This window comes from Sporomusa aerivorans, from assembly GCF_041428895.1.
GTDB lineage: Bacteria > Bacillota > Negativicutes > Sporomusales > Sporomusaceae > Sporomusa > Sporomusa aerivorans.
This window is the reverse complement of the sequence record NZ_CP156926.1, coordinates 2,219,673-2,237,500: the sequence shown is the minus strand read 5'-3', so window position 1 is coordinate 2,237,500 and position 17,828 is coordinate 2,219,673. Positions and strand designations below refer to the sequence as shown.

The window sequence follows — 17,828 nt, the reverse complement described above, 5'->3', positions numbered from 1 at the left end:
TGTAACTCGCCGGTTCATTCTTCAATAGGCACGCCGTTGACCACATAAGGGTCTTCGACTGCTTGTAGACATACGGTTTCAGGTTCTGTTTCACTCCCCTCCCGGGGTGCTTTTCACCTTTCCCTCACGGTACTATGCGCTATCGGTCGCCAAGGAGTATTTTGCCTTGGAGGGTGGTCCCCCCTGCTTCCCACAGGGTTCCTCGTGTCCCGTGGTACTCTGGATTCTGACCCTCAGATGCAATCTTTCGCCTACAGGGTTTTTACCTTCTGTGACTCATCTTTCCAGATGATTCGGCTAGATATTTTCTGATTTTTGTCAGTCCTCAACCCCAAAGAGCAAAGCTCTCTGGTTTGGGCTCTTCCCCGTTCGCTCGCCGCTACTTAGGGAATCTCGTTTGATTACTTTTCCTCCGGGTACTTAGATGTTTCAGTTCCCCGGGTGCCCTCCTAGCAATCGCTAGGTGACGGTGCATTACCACCGCCGGGTTCCCCCATTCGGATATTCATGGATCAATGCCTGCTTGCGGCTCCCCATGACTTTTCGCAGCTTACCGCGTCCTTCTTCGGCTCTTGGCGCCTAGGCATCCACCGTATGCCCTCAGTAACTTGACTTAATTTTGTCTTGTTGCTGATACATTGTCGACTGTCTATCGCACATCATCTGCGTTGTTGTCAGTCCGGGCGCTCTCTTCGACGTACTTCCAGTACGACTCCGTTCGCGTCCTCCCTCCGCCTAGCATCTAATGCACGCTAGCCAGTCTCTCGGCTACATTTTACTGTGCCGAGGGTTTAGCTTACGTTTGCCTTTAGTATAAATCCTAATTGCGCGTAAAGAACTTCTCATATTACTATGAGGCATTACTTTACTTTGCTTTCTTCTGTGCAGTTTTCAAGGAACATCAGGAATATCTATGCTATCAGAACTACTTGCTTAGTTCAGCAAGTAACTTCCGGTAACTAGCATTCCCTCAAAACCAAACAATGTAAGATGTATCTTGCCTGATGTGTCGACCTTGGAAGTAGTTCAGGTGTTACCCCGAACGGTTCTCCCTAGAAAGGAGGTGATCCAGCCGCACCTTCCGATACGGCTACCTTGTTACGACTTCACCCCAATCATCGGCCCCACCTTAGACGGCTGGCTCCTTGCGGTTACCCCACCGGCTTCGGGTGTTTCCAACTTTCGTGGTGTGACGGGCGGTGTGTACAAGGCCCGGGAACGTATTCACCGCAGTATGCTGACCTGCGATTACTAGCGATTCCGGCTTCACGGAGGCGAGTTGCAGCCTCCGATCCGAACTGAGAGCTTGTTTATGCGTTTCGCTTACCTTCGCAGGCTTGCTTCGCTTTGTTTAAGCCCATTGTAGTACGTGTGTAGCCCAGGACATAAGGGGCATGATGACTTGACGTCATCCCCGCCTTCCTCCGCATTGTCTGCGGCAGTCTCCCTTGAGTTCCCACCATAACGTGCTGGCAACAAAGGATAAGGGTTGCGCTCGTTGCGGGACTTAACCCAACATCTCACGACACGAGCTGACGACAGCCATGCACCACCTGTTTTCGTGTCCCCGAAGGGAGGAACTAATCTCTTAGTTTTTCACTCAATGTCAAGCCCTGGTAAGGTTCTTCGCGTTGCGTCGAATTAAACCACATACTCCACCGCTTGTGCGGGCCCCCGTCAATTCCTTTGAGTTTCAACCTTGCGGCCGTACTCCCCAGGCGGGGTACTTATTGCGTTAACTCCGGCACAGGAGGGGTCGATACCTCCTACACCTAGTACCCATCGTTTACGGCCAGGACTACCGGGGTATCTAATCCCGTTCGCTCCCCTGGCTTTCGCGCCTCAGTGTCAGACACAGTCCAGAAAGTCGCCTTCGCCACTGGTGTTCCTCCCAATATCTACGCATTTCACCGCTACACTGGGAATTCCACTTTCCTCTCCTGCACTCAAGATCTCCAGTTTCCTGCGCCCATACGGAGTTGAGCTCCGCACTTAGACACAAGACTTAAAAATCCACCTACACGCCCTTTACGCCCAATAATTCCGGACAACGCTTGCCACCTACGTATTACCGCGGCTGCTGGCACGTAGTTAGCCGTGGCTTCCTCCTTTGGTACCGTCATTACCTTGCATTATTTACACAAGATACGTTCGTCCCAAACGACAGAGCTTTACGATCCGAAAACCTTCTTCACTCACGCGGCGTTGCTCCGTCAGACTTTCGTCCATTGCGGAAGATTCCCCACTGCTGCCTCCCGTAGGAGTCTGGGCCGTGTCTCAGTCCCAGTGTGGCCGTTCATCCTCTCAGACCGGCTACTGATCGTCGCCTTGGTGAGCCATTACCTCACCAACTAGCTAATCAGACGCAGACCCATCTCTAAACGGTAGCTTATATATAGAGGCCACCTTTCTTAACTCAGTCATGCAACCAAGTTACCACATTCGGTATTAGCACCACTTTCGCGGTGTTGTCCCCAGTTTAGAGGCAGGTTGTCTACGCGTTACTCACCCGTTCGCCACTAAGTATCCATAAATGAATACTCCGTTCGACTTGCATGTGTTAGGCACGCCGCCAGCGTTCGTCCTGAGCCAGGATCAAACTCTCCATAAAAGTTATATTTATGGAGCCTTTTGTTGGCTCATAAAATTTAAAAGAAATTATTTAATGTGCTCATTGAGCACCGCACATCTGGCTTTTTGATGCATTACTTACATTGTTCAGTTTTCAGGGAACACCGTGCACAACGCACTTTTTTTGTTTGTCGCATATTAGCGGCGACAGTTACTTATGTTACCATATTTATTGCAACATGTCAACATATTTATTTTTGGATCTTATTCCAGCAACATACGTTACTTGGAATATCTTGCCTCACCAATCGGCGACTTTCATATAATATCATATTGACAAACAGGATGTCAACAATCTTATTCTTTGAAATTTTTGGGAGTAATATACCCTTTTATAGATTATAGAAAAGGTATACTACTCCCATATATTTAGTCATTAACCGGATTAACGAGTACCAATGATTTCGCCTTCACTGATCGCAGCTTGCGCGGCAGCCAATCGCGCAATGGGTACACGGTATGGGGAACAGCTAACATAATTCAGGCCAATTTTATGACAGAAGGCAACAGAGGAAGGTTCACCGCCATGTTCTCCGCAAATACCAATTTCAATAGCGGGTTTGATCTTTCGTCCGCGTTCCACTGCCATTTCCATTAGAGCACCGACACCTTTGCGGTCAATAGCGATAAAGGGGTTTTCTTTTAAAATTTTGCTTTCAAGATAATGCGGCAGGAATTTTCCCTCAGCATCATCACGGCTAAATCCAAAGGTGGTTTGAGTCAGATCATTGGTGCCGAAGCTGAGGAAATCGCAGACCTCGGCCAGTTCGCCGGCCATAACGCAGGCTCTTGGCATTTCAATCATGCTGCCGACAGAATAGTGGAATCTAATAGCAAATGCTTTCATAGTAGACTCGGCAATAGCATCTATTTTCTTTTTAAAGAATTTCATCTCATTTACGTCAATTGTTAATGGAATTTCAACCTCCGGCAAAACCTTGCAGCCTTCCTTGGTCAGTCTTGCAGTAGCATTGAATATCGCTTGCATTTGCATTTCGTACACTTCAGGGAATGTAATGCCTAACCGGCAGCCACGATGGCCCAGCATAGGATTGAACTCATGCAAACTGCGCACTTTTTTCAGTAATTGCAGTTTCTCTTCCAGCAGCGCAGCATCTCTTGCCGTTATTCTTAGTTCAGTGGTTTCAACAAGTAGTTCTTCTACACTGGGGAGAAACTCATGCAGAGGAGGATCCAGCAGACGGATAGTAACCGGAAATCCTTCCATGACCTGCAAAATTCCATAAAAGTCTCCCTCTTGCATTGGCAGAAGATGAGCCAATGCTTCCTGCCGCATTTCCAGCGTTTCAGCAAGAATCATTTTTTGTACAAAAGGCAGCCGATCCTGCCCCATAAACATATGCTCTGTTCTGACCAGCCCAATGCCGGTAGCACCAAATTCCCGCGCCTTCTTTGCGTCTTCCGGAGTATCGGCATTGGCGCGAACAGCAAGCCGTTTTATTTCATCTGCCCACTGCAGCAATGTTGTATATTCTGCTGATATTTCCGGATCTTTCATTGGCACCTGACCTTGGATCACCCTTCCGGTGGCGCCATCAATGGAAACCAGCTCGCCTTTTTTGATAACAGTTGCGCCTATTGTAAATTCTTCTTTTACATAATCAATTCTAATAGCTTCGCAGCCACAGACACACGGCTTACCCATACCTCTGGCAACAACAGCCGCATGACTGGTCATCCCGCCCCGGCTTGTTAAAATACCCTGGGCAGCCACAATGCCGTGAATGTCATCCGGGGTTGTTTCAGTACGAACCAGCAACACTTTTTTACCGGTTTTTCCTAGCCGCTCGGCTTCATCAGCATCAAAAACCACCTGACCGGAAGCTGCGCCTGGTGAAGCAGGTAAACCTTTAGCCAGCACGCTTACTTCTATACTGCTGTCGATCTGCCGGTGAAGCAATTGGTCAAGCTGACCTGGATCTACCAGGAGAATCGCCTGTTCTTTGGTTATCAGCCCTTCCTGGGCCAATTCAAACGCCACCCGGACACTGGCCTGGGCGGTACGCTTACCGTTACGTGTCTGGAGAATATATAAGCGGCCACGTTCTATAGTAAATTCAATGTCTTGCATATTTTTATAATGGCTTTCCAGTAAGCGGGCAATCCGGACAAATTCATTGTAAACTTCCGGCATTTCTTCCTGTAACTGAGCGATAGGCCGCGGCGTGCGAATACCGGCAACCACATCCTCGCCCTGGGCATTGGTAAGGAATTCGCCGTACAACACATTTTCTCCGGTTGACGGGTTACGGGTAAATGCTACGCCAGTTCCCGAGTCGTTCCCCATATTGCCAAAAACCATCGACTGAATGTTTACTGCTGTGCCAAGGTCATGATCAATTTTATTTAAATTACGGTAGATGATAGCCCTGTCATTATTCCAGGAACGGAATACCGCTTCAATTGACATTTCCAATTGTTCAAGCGGATTTTCCGGAAATGGGTTGCCGGTTCTGCTTAACACAAGCTTTTTATATTCATCAATAATTTTGCGCAACGACTCAGGGCTAAGCTCCTGATCATATTTTACGCCTTGCTTGTCTTTTTGATTGTGCAAAATATCTTCAAATTCATACTTGGGAATCTCCAGAACAACATCACTGAACATCTGGATAAAACGACGGTATGCATCATATGCAAACCTAAGGTTATTGGTATTCTTGGCAACCGACTGTACAGTCGCTTCATTAAGCCCCAGATTCAGAATGGTATCCATCATGCCAGGCATAGAAAACATAGCTCCCGACCGGACCGATACAAGGAGCGGATTACTTAGATCGCCAAATTTCTTACCGGCCTGCTCCTCTATAACTGTCAAGTTACGTTGTACTTCCGCCATCACCCCTTCAGGCAATTTACGATCCAAGCGGTAGTATTCAGTGCAGGCTTCTGTTGTAATAGTCATGCCCGGTGGTACAGGCAGGCCAATATTGGTCATCTCCGCCAGATTAGCGCCTTTACCCCCTAACAGAGCCTTCATGTCGGCTCGGCCCTCTTTGAACAGATAAACAAATTTAGCCACGCATCATTTCCCCTTTCCGATATATCCCAACACATTAGCAATTACAAACAGCTTACCAATATACTCACACTACTAATAGCTTATGCTAAATATGGTTTATTTTTTAATTAGCATAGCCTATTTATATTCTATTCAACATATTTTGAAATTCTCCTCCTAAGGCGAAAAAAAACTATGAACGGCAGCAGCCATTCATAGTTTTTACATTCTAATGTCGTGGGGCACTGCCATTTATTCTCCAAAGGGCATTTTCCTGTATTCTTGTAAGCAGTCAATCAAAATGCAGAGTTTTCCGCCACAAAGTGCAGAGTTTTTCAAGTAATACTTTTGCGGTGCTTTAAGCGATAACTGTCACCAGTCATATTGATAATCTCGCAGTGGTGGATTAGGCGGTCAAGAATGGCTGTTGTAATCGTTGCATCGCCAAGGAACTCAGCCCACTCGTCGAACCCTTTGTTTGATGTAATAATCATCGAAGTACGCTCGGCCATAGAAGACACAAAGCTAAAGAATAAATTAGCCTCTGCCGGGGAGAGTGGCATAAACCCAACTTCGTCAACAATCACCAGAGCAGCCTTACTTAAATATCTGAGTCGACGTTTGCTGGCTCTGGAAATTTCGGACGTTTTTAGAATCTTCATAAGGGTATCCAAGGTTTCAAACGCCACTGCATAACCCAAGTTCAGCCCCTTCACCGCCAGGGACAAAGCAAGATGGGTTTTACCAACGCCGGGAGGCCCCAACAAGCAAACATTGTATGCTTGTTCAACCCACGTCATATCACTTAGCCGCAACATCTGTTCCTTGGAAACACTGCGTTGAAAACCGAAATCAAAAGAATCCATGGTTTTCTCAGCAGGCAGGCTTGCTCTGCGGCGGCGTAGCAGATTCTGTTTTTGTACTCGAAGCCGTTGCTGTTCCAGTAAAAACAGTTCTACACTCTCCACGGGTGTTAGTGAATTTTTACCTGCAAAAAGTGCTTCAAAATCCACGGGAGTCATGCGTAAATCAGAAAGTAGTCCAGTTACCCGGTCAATTGGCCGCATCATCATCGGTCACCACTTTCCTTGGCATAGACATCAAGCGAGCGCTTTTGCGTTGTCACATGATACTTTGCATTGCTCATCGGAAGGGGCAACTCTGGCGGCTGGGGTTGTTTAAAGGCATTGTGTTCCAGATAGTCTTTTATGTAATTCGCGCTGTAAAGGTTACTGTACTGGCAAAAACCTACAGCTTCCAGGACAGCGTCTACAGCATATTGGTCGCAGAGCGTATGGATCAGCTTAAATTGATCTCTGGCATACCGGGATTTCTCTGTACGGATCGTTTGGAGAAAGTCATCCGCCTTGGCAAGAAGAAGCGTACCCAGTGCAACCTGCATCTGGTTCAGAGAGCTGGTTCTGTCGCGCTGGTGGCTTCTGCTTTGGATGAGCAGACCCCGACCGTTGGAAATGCGATGTTGGCAAATGCGATCGCCAAATACAGTCTGAATGTATAAAATGCCATCTTTGGGCACAATACAAACCTCTTTTTGCGCATTGTAAGTGCCAAGTGGAACGGAATAACGGTTGCTGTCATAAATAACGGTATTGTCCTTGCGGACAGTTCTACATAGGTGAGCGCCGTTATTTTCTGCGCAATCGACCAGCGGCCGTAAGTATTCCCGTTCTTCGGCAAATACTTCGGCAGGCACACGCTTTGTTGTTCCGTGAATTTTTGCGTTTGCGGTACGCTCCAACCAATCCAGGCAGCTGCTGTTTAGAATATCATCATCCACGTAAAGCCGGTTTTCCAGAAAATTGCCTTTCACATATTTCACGGTGCTTTCCACCTTCCCCTTGCTTTCAGGGTCAGCACCACGGCACATATAAATACTCAGTTTGCACTCCTGCCGAAGTTTTTCAAATTCATAAGTATGTATGATATCACCGGCATTTTCTGCCACGCAAACGATACTATCCTGGTCAAAAACCATCTCTTGCGGCATTCCGCCCATATACCTGAAGCATTGGTGACATACTCGCACCAAATCCGAAGCGGTGTAGGGGCGGCTCTGTAATTCGGCATATTTAAAACGGGAATGTGCCAGAACAAAAGCTGCAGCATAGACCTTGATGCGGCCACCGTCTACATTTTTCAGCCACTTCTCGCCAAAGTCTACTTGCAATTGCTGCCCCATTGGCAATTCAGGAACAGCTGCATAATCTCGTTGATTGAGTGCTTTGCGCAGATCATACTCATTCCGCAGGTTCTTTACATACCGAGAGACCGTTCGTTCGCTAAAGGTCGCGCTGTAGTGTTCTTTTAACCAATCACAAACCTGTGCTGCGCTAAGCGTAGGATAATCCCGTAGCCAGCTGATGATTGTGTCCTGGTAATCGTCTAGCAGCCTGACCTTGCAGACCGTGGCGACATTAGATTCATACTCATCCACCGTCATATTCCAGTAGCGGTCCACTGTTCTCCAGTTGATGCCAAGACTTTTCGCCACGGTATCTTTTCGGAATCCGCGTTCTTTTAGTTGATGTATTTTGCTATACACAGAATATCCCTTCATTTCTAGCAGCCTCCATACTCAGCGTGCTTCTATTGTATCAGCTGACTGGAAACTGTGTAGTTATTGGCGAAAAACTGTGTGCTTTGTGGCGAGAAAGTTTGTAGTTCTACTGGCTTAAAACTCTGTATTTTAGTTTACCATTTACAATTCTCCCTGGCTTTGCCAGGAATGCCCGCCACTCCATGGTGCCCGCCTCTTTTAGCAAGCAGAAATTCCTGTATTTACGCGGGTTGAGGATAAAAAAAGGACCTTGCACAAGCTTCGAAAAGCTTTAATGCAAGGTCGTTTTTTCTATGTCGGCAGGTTAAGCCATTTTGCCCTTTGGCGAATAAATGGCAGTGCCCTACGACATAGTATCCTCGACATTATTACACTTATTATAGCTACCAACCCTTTAAATTGCAAGAGAGTTAAACAGAATAGCTCATCCTCCCTGTACATTAGACGATGAAAGTAATTTTCATACAGAACGTTGCACTCCTCTATACTTTTAATATTTAAACAAACATTAAAAGAGTCTAACTACTAACTAAGCATGTGAACAATATTCTTTCAAAGCACTAACAAAATTACTTTGAAAAGATTTGCCATTTGCTAATTCAAAACCAATAGATACATTGTTAGCTAATAAATCTTCAATTAAAATATGACAAATTCTTATATCCCCTTGTTCATTATAAGCCTTAAATCTGACTTCAGCATCCTGAGATAATGGCATCACCGTTACAATAATACCATCAAAAATGCGTTCTCTCCTCATATCTTCTATAAATGATCCTAATTGATCTCTAGTAAAATTTTGACTTTGTAGCTTTATACAAAATGCCGCCTTAGCCTCACGACGCACTTTATCAGAATAAAGCGTTGCGTTTCCTCTCCGAGTTTCTTGAATTACTTCGATTATAATAGGTATTCTACCATCTATCCCTCCATCTGAATTACCTCTTCGCTTTGGTAAATCCGTAGCAATTTTAGTAGGGTCTCCTCCTAATGCTAAAACTATTTTATTTCCAATCTCTTCTTTTTCTTTAGTCGTATATCCTAGGAGCATACAGGCTAGTTCTTTATGTATTTTAGCCAATATTTATACTCCTTTCTGGAAATAGATTTTTAAAGACCATTAAGTTATAATCTATTATTTTTTGAATATCATTTGCAATATTATAATGAAAATTTAAAGTTTCAGCCAAATAATCAGGCAACAATAGCTCTATTTCAGTAAGTTCATTTATTTCATGAGCATATTTCTTTGAATAATTTTCTAAATGACTTAAATTTTTATTATTAGCAACGTTAAACGCATAAAATTGTAAACATTTTTTTATTAAAGTACTTTTACTATAATTACCATGAAGAATTTTCAATTGATGAATATTTTTTTGAAAAATATCAGTCACACCGACTCTAAACCTTTCTTCCCTCCTCCAATATTCGCTTTTATCTAAATTCTCCCAACTCAGCATAAGAATTCTTCTAATAATATCAAAATTATTTTCAAATGTTATATCATCACACTTACTTAAACAAATAATCAAATGCCAATTAAGCACTTCAACTTTAATAAAATTTTCTTCAAATTCTTTCAAAGTAATCTTTTCTCTAAAAGTTTCTTGTTGATCAAAGAATTTATTAGGAATTTCGCTATATTTTAATTGTCCATATAGTTCTCGATTCAAGTCTAAAGAATGATAAGCGTAAAAAGATATACAAAACTTCACCAGTTCTGATAAATTTCTAAATTTTTCTATTTTTTTTAACCCAATACTATAAAAATCATAAAACAAATCTTTAGGAAGATAAATACCCACTTTTCCTTCTAACTTATTTTTCTCTTTTAAACCTGATACAAGCTTTGACACTATATCACCCCAACTTCTTTTAACAATGTTCTTATCTCATTATAAAAGTTTTTTTCATTAATATAGTAAGGAGGTTCAGACTTACAATCAGTAATATAACTTTCACTCATAAATCCTTCTATTCCTTGCTCTTCTAGTTTCTTTTTTATTTTTGTAATCGATGCAAGATTTGAAATTTTATTGGGAACTATTTTTAGATCAAAATCCATTTTGCCAGCGAACATATACGAAACACATAATGCGCCTATTTCCTTAGGAATCCTTTGCAAACCATTATATTCATCTATTATAGGCACAATTATTTTCCACCCCTTAGAGATTTCCCGATCCGCCAAATCTTTAATAATTTCAAAATAATCATCGGTGTCAGCAACTAAAACATCATAATTACTAGCTTTATTAAATTTCTTAGGAATTGAATCCAACTCGCTCGTATTAATTTTATTAGATTTTTGCTCTTCATTGAAAAACTCAGTTACTTTTAGCGCTGTTGTCATCTGTTCTCCTTGCGCTAAATCAAAGGCCCAAACTTTATATTGATTTTGAGCTAAATATATAGCAATATTAGTTGCTAATGTAGTTTTACCAACTCCACCTTTAGGCGAATTAACTAAAATTTTTATCATTTTTTATCTCCTATCAATAAACATATCATCAAATGACATTTATAAACTCAAGTCGTATACATTAATTATATTATACCTCATCTTCTAGGCTAATTAACGAACAATTTTTAATGTCATTGCTTCAATAATTAACACTATATCAAAATCTTTTATTACCCTAGCATTCACTTCCGCATCTTCAAAAAGAATATTCACACCGTTGAGGAGTGCAGACTTAATTAGAAATATTCCTTGCGAACATAATTCTAGAAAAATTTAAAAAGTAAAATATCTTTCAAATCTAGAAAAGTTGCAGCAAAAATAATAAATGTTGAAGTAAGCATTTTATTTGCTTACCCCAACATTTATTATAGAACCGAATAATGGCAAGAGGAATTGGAAGGAGGTTCCTTAGAGTCATTTCAACCCAATTTTTAAAAAAGACATAGAGGTTTTCCCTAAATGAGCAAACCCATACTTTTAACTTTTATTCCATTCTCTATTGTTTTCGTATTAAATATTGGCAACATTACTTAATCATTTTTACTTGATCGCTTCAGCAGCGCACTGTTTATATCACTCTCGGTACGACCATATGTCCCCAAAAATTTGATTGCTTCGACAGACATATCTTCAATACATTCAGGCACCACTGTCCACCCCAAGTTACCATGCAGTCTTTCTATCAAGTATAACGCTTCCATCCGTTTTAATATTCGATTCGATCTATTATTTCCAATCTTTAAATACTCTTGAAGCCTACTATTAGCTATCTGGTTCTGCGATAATGACCACATGATGGCATCCAGCAATTTTTCATCTTCTGAATTGGGACGTGATGTTTTTGGATTTACGAGTATCGCTTCACCCGATTCCATAAAGGCTGAAGTTAATTTGATTTCGTCAAAATTAAAATAATACTTGTTTTGCTGAACATAAGTTTTCTTTATTTCATCAAGAAGTTTCTTCATATCTGTTTTCTTAATAAATGACCCTTGCAATCGCTTATCCCTTTCATGGGAATCAAAAATCATTTGACCTTTCCCTAATAGTTTATCTGCACCCTTTCTTCCGAGTATTGCTACAGAGTTTTGATAATGGCCACACTTCAACGCTATCCTTGCGGAAATGTTTCCGATGCCACACACCATATGCTTTTTTACCGGATCTTGAGCCGCCAGCACCAAATGAATTTTAGCGTGCCTGCCTCCACTTAACAACTCTGTCATGGCTCCTTTAAGGCTTTCGATAGACCCGTTCACTATATCTGCAAACAATCTCGGAAATTCATCTATAACACAAACGATATACGGCATATTGGGTAAGTTCTTGTCCTGCAATCTTTTTTGCATTTCTTCGTGTAATCTTAGAATGGCTTTTAATCCTACCATTGGGCTTGTTATAACTGGGCAAGATAGAAAGGGCTGATTGTTAAATATTGCAAAATCAGAATCCGTTTTACCTAAAAAGTCCATAATCAATACATTGACGTCGCCTGTCCAATGCTTGTACGCTATGCTCATCAATAAACTCATCATAGCAGTACTTTTACCTGAACGGGTCGCTCCAGCCAATAGAAGGTGTGGAAACTCAGATATATCCTCTATGCATATGTCTCCCGTTTCATCGAAGCCTACGGCATAAGGTATTTCCATCTTGCTATTCGCAAAATCCTTATGTTTCAATATTTCAATCAAACTATTGTCTTCCAATGGCTTCTCAGCCACAATTAGCTTTATCGACTTTTTATCTCGTAAATCTACTCTAAAACATTCGTATTTCTTCATACGCCGTTGAACTGTTCCTATTTTCCCACTAACATCGGTATCTTTCGTTCCCTGTAATGTATCTACAGTGAAGATATATCTGTCTTCTTTTACGGCTGCAAGTGCTACACGGATAAACACTTTCAACGCCCTGTAGTGTTTTTCGATCTGTTTTGCTAATCGTGATGCTTCTTTATCATGAATGCATGCTCCACTCGGAGAAGGAAGATAACGTCGATGAAACTCAACTAGATCATGTTCGGATAGATCGGTCAGCATAGCTATATTTTTTTCTCTGGTTTGTGAAATCATTTCTCCCTTACGCTCAAAGCAAGCAAATTTTTCGTCAAGGGAGAAAGTACACAATCGATTAAAAACCCTCAAATATCCCTTGAAAAAGAAATTTAATAAACCTATATTTTTCGCATTATTTAATGTTACATCCGGATAATTCTGGCTAATATAATTTATGTAAGCCTTTATTTTTCCTGAGAATGGGTGCTTTCTTGATATGCTATATTCATTCATTTGAGGGAACAACCGGTCTTCAGATTCTTTCACAAGATCTAGAACCCATGAAGCTAGCATTTGTTCGTTTTTTCTCAACAGGGTTAAATACGTTTTACTCACTTCTAAATCCGTTAAATCTATGTCAAAGACATTGTCGAAACTTGATTTAATCATTGGGCAGATAAAGATTGGCAGGAAATTAAACCTGTCCTTCAAACCAAGAACATTTTTCTTGTTTGGTATATTTGCGATTTCCCTAAGCAAAGCATTGTAATAACGTTCATTCTCATGACCGGCAATAATAACGGGAATATCTTTATTATTATGAATCAAATCGTCTAAGTCTTTTGCTGTTGATTGGGTAGGGTAATAAGTTTGATGTATATATCCACAATAAGCGTGATCATCATTAGTGCAGTTACTAAATAAACCTGCATTTACATCACATATTTCAACAATTTTCTCTATGAGCTGGTATAGAACAGAATCTCTATCACACGCTATTTGCAGAAAAAACGGCATAGAAAAGCCGTCCTGATTTAGTCTTTTTATAAATAATGCTGTAAGACAGTAGTTGAAAATAAATAATGTTATTTTCCCATATTCTTTATCAAAAAATATGTCATATATTTCACCGAATATGTCCACAGCCATTTCTACGTCGCATACACTGGATTTCCTTTTGCAGTGATTCAAAGGATGAAAACGAAGGCATGAATTGTTTAAAATATATTCATTACCATGCCAACCGTACTCTATTGATTCCAAATAGGACAATATCCTTTTTACATCAGCACAAGAAAGATTCATTAGTGAAACAAAGACCTTCAACTTATCCATATCCATCGCTCTTTCTTTATGACGGCTTATAAAAAGAGAATGAGCATACTCATTTAATTCAACAACGTCTTCTTCTTCCAAATCCTTAATAAATGTAGCAAAAGAGTTGAGGTCTTTATCGATGCCTGTAATAAGCCTTTGGTGGAATCGTTTAATATCACTGTCAGATAACTTACTCATTGTAGCTCTCCTATTTGGTTAAATTTGCAAGGTCAAATTCTGGCTGTTTGAAATATCAGGAACCATAAATGATCGCTTTCTACTTTTCTTCTTCTGCCATTAATCTATCATATAAATTATATCACAATATATATATATGTTTTTTTGATAATCTTATAATAGAATAGCAGAAGAACATAAGTAAGTTTGAAGATTTTTAATATAAGCTACATCTGAAATTAGATAATTCTTATCATGAAACAAAGCAAAAAAACAGTCCCTGTGCTATGGCACAGGGATTCAGCTTATAGTGGAGAGGTTTAGAAAATCGCAATAGTAAGAAGGCAGCTCTACCAGCTTTTCAACAAAAAAATCTTAGATATTCAAATATTCCCCTATTCAACATGTTGACACCATTTAAAGGTATCGCCGTAAGACGTAGGAATCTGATTCCTTAAAGCATCATCTTTACCCCATATATTCAGTATTGCGGCACTTAATGTTTTTTGTAATACGAGGCTACCATTGCGGGCATAGTCAAACCAGTTATACAACGTTTTCCAAAACACAATGGAACGATCCTTGGCTGGGTTACTATTCGAATTTACACTTTTGAGCTGTTCCGCAATGACAGTTCCATCAAGTTACTCGATAGCAACATCAGCAAGCTTTTCAATACTAACAACTATATCATCAAAAGAAATAAGCTCAAAGAGCATATGCCTTACTTGAAGCATATAACCTTGCATTTCCGACAGCGTGCGTCTTGTTACACATTGATTCCCACCCAATCTGGCATTACGGTTAAGCTGAACATCTGGTATTATATTACTCCAACACTTTACCTTGAATAATACATTCTGTACTTTCAGTAATCTTTATAGAAGTAAATTGATCCGATGTATTATCAGGTGTTAAAAATACCCCTTTACTAGATTTACTGTATCTCTTACACATAATGTTTCCATCAACATAAAAAATCCCAATATCGCCATCAAAAAGTTCATTGGCACATTTAACTAGAACAATACTTTCATCTTCGATAGTAGGTTCCATGCTTTTGCCTGAAATTCTAACAGCATAATCGGCTTCCATATTATCAGATGGATAATCTGTTGCAGGAACGCCTTCCTGCCCGAAGGAAAACCCATCGCCTGCGCAAGCCGCCCATTCATAAAGCTGTATAATTTTAGAACTAAGGATATCCGTTCCGTTATTATCAACTAACGCTTCTTCCGTTCCTGAAATTTCTTTTCTAATAGATTCAATAATATCACACAACCAGGTATAGATGTAGATACCTTTTTTTAATGGGTCACTAGAAATATCATTAATCAAATCTATTGCAATAGATTTGTTTTCTCCAGCATAAACGCCATTATAAAAATCCAGAGCTACAAATCGCAAACTACTACCGTCAATCGAAAAGAGAATTTGATTATTCTCTGCAATTGCATACTTTCCATCTTCATATCTAAATGACAGGTGTCTTTTCATAACGTTTCCACCTCTTTCTAATAGAATCTAGTCCGCCATCTATATTCTGAGCAACAATCTCTAAAACATTATACTCCGAACAGACATATTCTAATGCACCAGATTGTACCTCTAATGTATTTCCTGCTTTTGAAAGAAAAATCAAATTATCAACATCCAAATTCACAATGAATTGCGCATTGTGAGAAACCATTAAAATCTGGCGATTTTCGCCCATATTCTTGAAACGTTCTAATAAGTAGTCTCGAATGGCACTTTGTGAAATATTATCTTCTGGCTGATCAATTATATAGATCCCATCTCTGTGCGTTTCATAAGAAAGTAAATCAAAATATATTTTAGCATCAAGTCCAGATGACATTTCGGCATATTTATCCATTCCTTGATATATAATAGAGTTCTTTGGAGCAAAATCATCATCCATAATTGAATTGAGCGCCATTTTAAAAAATTGCAAAACCGGCGTTTCATCATACCTCAATAACATTTCTTGCAATTGTTTTTCTGTAATTGATGCCCAATCAATTTTCTTTCCAGCTTTTAAAACCTTGGCTATGAGCGAATTGATATATTCTGTACCGACCTCGTCAACATTAAGCTTAGAAATAAACTCATAATCATAAATACTTTCGCTGTTAGGTTTTACTTTGATTACGTTGCTGCTAATCACGAATGGCTTAATTTCTTTCGTAAGTCTAATAATATCAGTAAGTCGATTTTTAAGTTCTGATGTATTTTCTGTAAAAGCAGATCTTTTTTTCTGAGTATCGCTTATGCTCCGGCGGTGCCGATCTGCATATTTTTTTACTATTTTTGCAACACTCTCCATTCTAAAATTTTCATTTTCAATAGCACTTGCCCTTTGACTATACCGTTTTTCCATTTTTGTAAATTCATCAACTGTTTGCTTTGTATACTTTTCATCTGATTCATCAATTCCAAGCTCTAATAACTGTTGAAGTTGTAATACTATATTTTTTATTTGCGTAGAAATTGCTATCATAGAATCCGGCTTCTTTTTTGCATCTCTAATATTATTAATAAATGTCATACTTTCAGCATTGTCTTCACTAATAACAATTCCAAATGTCGAAAGTTCTTCTATCTTTGCATCAAGTGTAAACTTTTTTTCTAAGTAGCTTATCATCCGTCCAATTTCAGCATCAATAATATTTCTATAAAGCGATGCATTTACAGGCGGTGGAAAGTAGCTTTTTAAAAAATCAGTTGCATTCAGCTTATTTTCCTCAAATTTCGATCTCACTTCACCCTGCATATCAAAGTTAAATATATTTTCTGACTGCAACTGTGGCTTTATATCTAAATTTATTTTAGATAAATATTTTTTATATCCGGTCTTTATCTTTGAAGGTAAAGCAGCACCTTTCTTCTCATAGCCAGTAATCGCATGTAACAATAATGACTTCCCTATAGAATTGTCTCCTATTATTACATTAATTCCTTTTGAAAGAGGAATAATGATTTCCTTGGCGTTATGACAAAGGGTTATTTTTTCTAACGAATTTTTATCAACATTGAAAAAACTATTAACCCAGTTCAACCTGGTATGATCAGTTATTGCCATTACTAAGCCTTTGAACGTCGGTAAACACTTGGCGTATGTGTATGGAAATGCATCTATAATTTCTGAAGGTGTTTCAGAAGGATATACAGACCAGTCATGACAGTCAGTTCCCGTTACAAAACGCAATTGCTCTTCTAATCCGTTTTGCACCAAAAAACTTTTGTTTAAAACCTCATTGCGTCGATTCTTAAATTCAAATGCCTCAAAATAGTCCGTATAAACAAATTCAAGGAATTTTTTATTACCTAAAGTATTGGCATCGTTTTTCCGTGATTTTTCACTTGTCAACGTATTTTTTTGATGAGCAATCAATATGGTGTTAATATCAATTTTACGAAGGAGAGCTAAAAAATCCTCTTCTTTATATGCACTTTTATAGTTTGGCCGATTCTGACTTAATATTGTTTCAATTTCTTTAACTTTATTATCATCCTCATCCGAAAAAATAGTTACAACATGAATGACACTCTCATTTTGACCTGCAGAAAAGCAAACTGAAAATTCTACTCCGGGAAGAACTTTCTTTATAGAATTTTCATGTTTCTCCGCATTTTTAAGTGTTGAATACATAGCATATGAAAAGGAATCATGATCCGTTATCGAACAAATATTCACACTATTTTTACTAAGCTTATCAATTAACAAAGGAATATTCTCCAATGTATTGTTATTCACTTTTGCACCATCTTTTCCTGATGATGCTTTAGAATGAATATGCAAATCAAGTTTTAAGCCCGTCTTAACAACTTGCTCCATCGTTCTTCACTTCCCTCATA

General features: G+C 39.8%; 9 protein-coding genes and 2 rRNA genes (1 of these 11 only partly in view). All 11 read right to left on the bottom strand.

What is annotated here, in order from left to right:
* Window positions 1-614 (bottom strand): 23S ribosomal RNA (locus SATMO3_RS10230); it reaches 2,303 nt to the left of the window's first position.
* 442 nt (window positions 615-1,056) lie between these two features.
* Window positions 1,057-2,611: ribosomal RNA gene (locus tag SATMO3_RS10225) — 16S ribosomal RNA — on the bottom strand.
* The 16S and 23S rRNA genes sit together here, the layout of an rRNA operon.
* A 405-nt stretch (window positions 2,612-3,016) precedes the next feature.
* Window positions 3,017-5,674 carry a pyruvate, phosphate dikinase gene (ppdK, locus tag SATMO3_RS10220; RefSeq protein ID WP_371380599.1) on the bottom strand — a complete coding sequence of 886 codons (2,658 nt, stop codon included), beginning with the start codon at window positions 5,672-5,674 and terminating at the stop codon, window positions 3,017-3,019.
* A gap of 314 nt (window positions 5,675-5,988) precedes the next feature.
* Window positions 5,989-6,726 (bottom strand): IS21-like element helper ATPase IstB, encoded by a 738-nt coding sequence (gene istB / locus SATMO3_RS10215; RefSeq protein ID WP_371371064.1) that lies wholly within the window; start codon window positions 6,724-6,726, stop codon window positions 5,989-5,991.
* Window positions 6,723-8,231 carry an IS21 family transposase gene (istA, locus tag SATMO3_RS10210; RefSeq protein WP_371371065.1) on the bottom strand — a complete coding sequence of 503 codons (1,509 nt, stop codon included), beginning with the start codon at window positions 8,229-8,231 and terminating at the stop codon, window positions 6,723-6,725. The genes istB and istA overlap by 4 nt, the downstream gene beginning before the upstream one ends.
* A gap of 529 nt (window positions 8,232-8,760) precedes the next feature.
* Window positions 8,761-9,312, bottom strand: a complete 552-nt coding sequence (locus SATMO3_RS10205) for a hypothetical protein (RefSeq protein ID WP_371380597.1) — start codon at window positions 9,310-9,312, stop codon at window positions 8,761-8,763.
* Window positions 9,305-10,090: a hypothetical protein gene (locus SATMO3_RS10200; protein ID WP_371380595.1), complete on the bottom strand. Its 786-nt coding sequence runs from the start codon at window positions 10,088-10,090 to the stop codon at window positions 9,305-9,307. Before SATMO3_RS10200 ends, SATMO3_RS10205 begins: the two co-directional genes overlap by 8 nt.
* Window positions 10,090-10,716, bottom strand: coding sequence for an AAA family ATPase (locus SATMO3_RS10195; RefSeq protein WP_371380594.1), 627 nt, complete (start codon window positions 10,714-10,716; stop codon window positions 10,090-10,092). The genes SATMO3_RS10200 and SATMO3_RS10195 overlap by 1 nt, the downstream gene beginning before the upstream one ends.
* Window positions 10,717-11,228: 512 nt before the next feature.
* Window positions 11,229-13,991 (bottom strand): FtsK/SpoIIIE domain-containing protein, encoded by a 2,763-nt coding sequence (locus tag SATMO3_RS10190; RefSeq protein ID WP_371380593.1) that lies wholly within the window; start codon window positions 13,989-13,991, stop codon window positions 11,229-11,231.
* An 807-nt stretch (window positions 13,992-14,798) separates the two neighbouring features.
* Window positions 14,799-15,467 carry a S24 family peptidase gene (locus SATMO3_RS10185; protein WP_371380591.1) on the bottom strand — a complete coding sequence of 223 codons (669 nt, stop codon included), beginning with the start codon at window positions 15,465-15,467 and terminating at the stop codon, window positions 14,799-14,801.
* Window positions 15,445-17,808: a hypothetical protein gene (locus SATMO3_RS10180; protein WP_371380589.1), complete on the bottom strand. Its 2,364-nt coding sequence runs from the start codon at window positions 17,806-17,808 to the stop codon at window positions 15,445-15,447. Before SATMO3_RS10180 ends, SATMO3_RS10185 begins: the two co-directional genes overlap by 23 nt.
* Between the last annotated feature and the right edge of the window lie 20 nt (window positions 17,809-17,828).

Coding starts and splice junctions, on each gene's coding strand:
- istB (WP_371371064.1), bottom strand. CDS start 6,726: ATGATGATGCGGCCAATTGACCGGGTAACTGGACTACTTTCTGATTTA.
- istA (WP_371371065.1), bottom strand. CDS start 8,231: ATGAAGGGATATTCTGTGTATAGCAAAATACATCAACTAAAAGAACGC.
- SATMO3_RS10195 (WP_371380594.1), bottom strand. CDS start 10,716: ATGATAAAAATTTTAGTTAATTCGCCTAAAGGTGGAGTTGGTAAAACT.
- SATMO3_RS10190 (WP_371380593.1), bottom strand. CDS start 13,991: ATGAGTAAGTTATCTGACAGTGATATTAAACGATTCCACCAAAGGCTT.
- SATMO3_RS10185 (WP_371380591.1), bottom strand. CDS start 15,467: ATGAAAAGACACCTGTCATTTAGATATGAAGATGGAAAGTATGCAATT.
- SATMO3_RS10180 (WP_371380589.1), bottom strand. CDS start 17,808: ATGGAGCAAGTTGTTAAGACGGGCTTAAAACTTGATTTGCATATTCAT.